Genomic DNA, 4,554 nt, shown 5'->3' with positions numbered 1-4,554 from the left:
CGGTGGTCGAGCCCTTCGAGACGCTCACTCCGTTCGCTCCTCAGGAACCACAGCGAGCGCAGCGAGCGTGTCGAGACTCGCGATCGAGGACGTCGAGGTCCAGGAGACCGAGACGCGCACCCAGGCTGCCGTGGCACTCCTCGTGGACACGTCGTTCTCCATGGCGATGGACGGCCGGTGGGTGCCGATGAAGCGGACCGCGTTGGCACTGCACACGCTGATCCGGAGCCGGTTCCGGGGCGACGCGCTGCAGCTGATCGCCTTCGGCCGTGCCGCGCAGGTGATGGAGATCGAGCAGCTCACCGCGCTGGACGCGCGCTGGGACAAGGGCACCAACCTCCATCACGCGCTGCTGCTCGCCAACCGACACTTCCGCAAGCACCCCACCGCGCAGCCGGTGCTCCTGGTGGTCACCGACGGCGAGCCGACCTCTCACCTCGAGCCCGACGGCGAGGTCTACTTCAGCTACCCGCCGCACCCGCTGACCGTCGCGTACGCCGTCCGCGAGCTCGACAACGCCGCCCGCCTCGGCGCCCAGACGACGTTCTTCCGGCTGGGGGAGGACCCGGGGCTCGCCCGCTTCGTCGACTCGATGGCCGCCCGCGTCGAGGGCCGTGTCGTCGCCCCCGAGCTCGACGACCTCGGCGCCGCCGTGGTCGGCTCCTACCTCGGTTCGCGCGGCGCGCCGGGCGTCTCGATGCCGTACCGGGGTGGCTACGGCGACTGGTTCGGCGGCCGGGGCTTCTGGGTCGGCGACTGACGGCATCCCGGCGCCGTAGCGTGGCGGCATGGACAACCGACCGCCGCTTCCGCCGTTCACCATCGAGACCGCTGCGCAGAAGGCCCGCGCGGCGGAGGATGCCTGGAACTCCTGCGATCCCGCGCGCGTCTCGCTCGCGTACACCGTCGACAGCCACTGGCGGAACAGGGACAGGTTCGTGGACGGCCGCGACGACATCGTGGCGTTCTTGACTCAGAAATGGGCACGTGAGCTGGAGTACCGGTTGATCAAGGAGGTCTGGACGCACGGCGACAACCGGATCGCCGTCCGGTTCGTCTACGAGTCACACGACGCGCAGGGCCAGTGGTTCCGCTCGCACGGCAACGAAAACTGGGAGTTCGACGAACACGGCCTCATGCGCCAACGGCACGCGAGCATCAACGACATCGCCATCGACGAGTCCGAGCGACTCTTCCACTGGGACCGGCCAGGTCCTCGGCCACCCGACCACCCGGGCCTGACCGAGCTCGGTCTCTGAGCGCTTGCAGCACCGCGTCATGTCGCCTCCTCGACGCGACGCCGGTGATGATGGGGACCATGCACCGTGTCGCGAGGCTCCACGCCGTGGGCGATCTCCGTGTGGAGGAGTCGGCCGGCCCGCCCGCACCACCTGCGGGGTGGTCCACCGTCGCGGTCACGTCGGTCGGGCTGTGTGGCTCGGATCTCCACTGGTACGCCGACGGTGGCACCGGCGAGGTCTCCATCGACTCGCCGGTGGTGCCGGGGCATGAGTTCGCCGGTGTGGCGCTGGACGGGCCGCACGCCGGCCAGCGGGTGGCGGTCGACCCGGCGATCCCGTGTGGGCGGTGCGAGTCGTGCGGCGCGGGGCACGCCAATCTCTGCCCGGACGTGCGGTTCGCCGGCCACCAGACCCACGACGGTGGTCTTCAGGAGCGCCTGCTCTGGCCTGACCATCTTCTCGTTCCCCTGCCGGAGAACCTCAGCGACGATGCCGGCGCGCTGCTGGAGCCGCTGGGCGTGGCGATCCACGCCGTCAAGCACGCGCACGTCCGTCCAGGGCACGACGTGCTCGTGGTCGGGGCCGGCCCCATCGGCGTGCTCGCGTGCGCGGTAGCGCGTCGCGCGGGCGCCACGCGGGTCTTCGTCTCGGAGCCCCTGGAGCATCGTCGCTCGACCGCCCTGGCCTTCGGTGCGGACGCGGCCTGGACACCGGAAGCGGTCGAGGACGAGCTCATGAAGGTGACCGCGGGTCGCGGCGTGGACGTCGTCGTCGAGATGGCAGGCACCGATGACGCGATCGCCACCGCTGTGACGTGCACACGTCCCGGTGCCCGAGTGGCGCTCGGGGGCATCCCGTCCGGCCCGCAGTCCTCCTTCCCGGCCGCCGCGGCCCGCCGCAAGGGGCTCACCTTCGCGATGGTCAGGCGGATGCACGACACCTACGCGCAGGCAGTCGAGCTGGCGAATACCGGCATCGACCTCGACGCCCTGGTGAGCGACCACTTCCCGCTCGAGCGGTCGGCCGAGGCGTTCGAGCACGCCGTCGGCCGCACCGGCGACAAGACGGTCATCGTCGTGTCACGGTCCTGAGCAAGCTCTTCGCCCGCTCAGCGAAGGTGGGCGCGTTCGTGGCCCCGGTACTGGAACCGGTGGCTGCGCTCGGCCTTCTTCGCACTCACTGCCGCGGTCGCCGAGGCTGTTCGTCAGGTCGACGCCGCCTCCTGAGAAACACGTGCAGGGTCGGGCCGGGTGCACTGACTCAGAGCCCCAGCTCGTAGGCCCGCCCCACCGGGCGCCAGTCCTGAGGCAGGCGGTCGTAGTACGGCGCCAGCATCGCCGGCGGCGTCACCACCTTCCGGAAGCCTCTGTTCCGGAGCCGGGTCGCCTGCCGCCAGACGAACTCGCCCGGGGAGAAGTCCCGGTAGCGCGGGGTCACGTAGTCCAGCAGCACCTGGGCCACGTCACCCTCGCCCCGGATCAGCACCACGCCTACCGTCTCATCGCCGCTCTGCACCTGGAACGCGAGATCATCCTCACCCAGCCGGCCGGCTGAGAACCCCGGCTGGTGACGCTCGATGTCGGCCTCGTGCACCCCGAGGAAGTGGCGCAGATAGGCGTCGCCGGGGCCGACCTCGAGCACGTGGTACGCCGTCTCCGAGTGCCGGTCGCGGAGCATCCTGGTGATGAAGAAGATGTTGATCGCGCTCGTCGCCAGGTTCATCCCGACCATCGGCCACACGGCCAGGAGTGCGTTGAAGACGATCAGGATGACCGACGCGGCAAGGTTGAGGAGTCGGAACCGCAGCACCCGGGTCTGCAGCAGCGAGACGATCAGCAGCGCGCTCCCGATCCAGCCGAACAGGTCGAGCCAATGCTCGCTGAGCCAGGTCACGCGGGAAGGCTACGTCTGTGCGGGTCGCCCGTTCGTCGGGGCGGTCGGACGGCTGGCTGACGAGGCGCTGCAGCTCTGCTTGGCTGCGCCCTGGATCAGCCGCGCATGCGCCTCCCTCAGCCGTCCTCCAGACTGGTGCCATGGCCGATCTCGCGGAGCTGGCGCGTCGCACGCTGGCCAGCAACAGATTCATGGTGCTCGGGACCGTCGATTCCTCCGGTCGGCCGCGGGTCTCTCCGGTGTGGTTCTCGCTGGTGGACCACCACGACCTCTACTGGTTGTCGTCGCCCGAGGCTCACCACTCGCGAAACATTGCCGAACGACCCGAGGTGAGCGTCGTGGTCTTCGACTCGACGGCCGACCCTCACACCGGACAGGCCGTCTACCTTGAGGCGATCGCCGCGCGTGTACCGGAGGGCGAGCTCGGCGATGCCTGCGCCGAAGCATTCGAGGGTGTCGAGGACGAGCTCACATTCACGCCAGAGACACCGCAGAACGAACCCTTTGTGCTCTACCGGGCGCGGGTCACGGCAGCGGAGATCCACGTCCGAGGGCGCGACTTCGGTGACGGTTCCGGATCGGATCAGCGCGTACCGGTCGCGCTCCGGGTGTCGCCTGACTGAGGCGGCCGGCGGAGCGTCGTTCGGACATGGCTGACCTCATCGAGGACCTGCACGCCTTCGCCGACGAGTTCTCGTTGGATCCCCTGTGGATGGTCCGAGCGGGCTGTCGGTGGCTTGTCCTAGACTGTTCACCAACAGAGGACATACTGTTCGGAGGCGCTGGGCGTGCGGGATCTCGGGAGTGACGCCGCGGCTGGCACGGCCGCGACGGCCGGCGCCGCCGCCCCGCCGGCGGCTGCGCCGTCGGTGGAGGAGATCGAGGCCTTCACCCGTCGGCTCGCCGCTGACCCGGTCGGGCTGGACGACGCCGAGATGATCGACCGGCTCGCGGCGTTGGAGACCCTGCGGTGTGCCACCGAGGCCGCGCAGTGCGAGACCGTGGCCGACTTCGTGATCTCCCAACGCCGCGCCGCCGCCGGACGTGGGGTGCCCGCCGCGCGGCGGGACCGGGGGGTGGCCAGCCAGGTGGCGCTGGCGATGCGGCAGTCCCCGACCCGCGGCCAGCAGCAGGTCGGGTTGGCGATGACCCTGCGCACCGAGCTGCCCCAGACCCGCGCGGCGTTCCGGACCGGCCACCTCGACGGGTACAAGGCCACCCTGATCGCCCGCGAGACCGGCTGCCTGACCGCCGTGGACCGGGCCCGGGTCGACGAGCAGCTCCGCGCCCACCCCACGGTGGTCGAGCGGCTCTGCCCGCGCCGGCTGGTCGGCCGGCTCCAGCGGGCGGCAGCCCCGCTCGACCCCGCCGCCGTGGGCAAGCGGCGCCGCCGCGCCGAGGCCGACCGCCACGTCTCCCT

6 protein-coding genes are annotated in these 4,554 nt (G+C 70.8%); 5 read left to right on the top strand and 1 reads right to left on the bottom strand.

Features of this window, described 5'->3' with window-relative positions; translation table 11 throughout:
* The 3 genes from VFV89_RS19175 to VFV89_RS19165 all read left to right on the top strand — a co-directional run.
* Nucleotides 1-760, top strand: a 760-nt coding sequence (locus tag VFV89_RS19175; protein WP_329707572.1) for a VWA domain-containing protein, incomplete at its 5' end; no start/stop codon positions are given.
* Nucleotides 761-788: 28 nt separating this feature from the next.
* Nucleotides 789-1,259, top strand: a complete 471-nt coding sequence (locus VFV89_RS19170; protein ID WP_329707571.1) for a nuclear transport factor 2 family protein — start codon at nucleotides 789-791, stop codon at nucleotides 1,257-1,259.
* Nucleotides 1,260-1,345: 86 nt separating this feature from the next.
* A complete protein-coding gene (locus VFV89_RS19165; RefSeq protein ID WP_329707570.1) occupies nucleotides 1,346-2,332 on the top strand; it encodes a zinc-dependent alcohol dehydrogenase in 987 nt (328 codons plus the stop codon).
* A gap of 169 nt (nucleotides 2,333-2,501) precedes the next feature.
* On the opposite strand, the gene VFV89_RS19160 is transcribed toward VFV89_RS19165, so the two are convergent.
* Nucleotides 2,502-3,134, bottom strand: a complete 633-nt coding sequence (locus VFV89_RS19160; RefSeq protein ID WP_329707569.1) for a hypothetical protein — start codon at nucleotides 3,132-3,134, stop codon at nucleotides 2,502-2,504.
* A gap of 140 nt (nucleotides 3,135-3,274) precedes the next feature.
* On the opposite strand from VFV89_RS19160, the gene VFV89_RS19155 reads away from it, so the two are divergent.
* Nucleotides 3,275-3,757 carry a pyridoxamine 5'-phosphate oxidase family protein gene (locus tag VFV89_RS19155; RefSeq protein ID WP_329707568.1) on the top strand — a complete coding sequence of 161 codons (483 nt, stop codon included), beginning with the start codon at nucleotides 3,275-3,277 and terminating at the stop codon, nucleotides 3,755-3,757.
* A 165-nt stretch (nucleotides 3,758-3,922) separates the two neighbouring features.
* Nucleotides 3,923-4,554 (top strand): DUF222 domain-containing protein (locus tag VFV89_RS19150; RefSeq protein WP_329707567.1); only part of this gene is annotated, 632 nt, incomplete at its 3' end.

It is taken from the genome of Nocardioides sp., from assembly GCF_036274455.1.
Classification (GTDB): Bacteria; Actinomycetota; Actinomycetes; order Propionibacteriales; family Nocardioidaceae; genus Nocardioides.
This window is presented reverse-complemented; position numbering and strand designations above follow the sequence as displayed.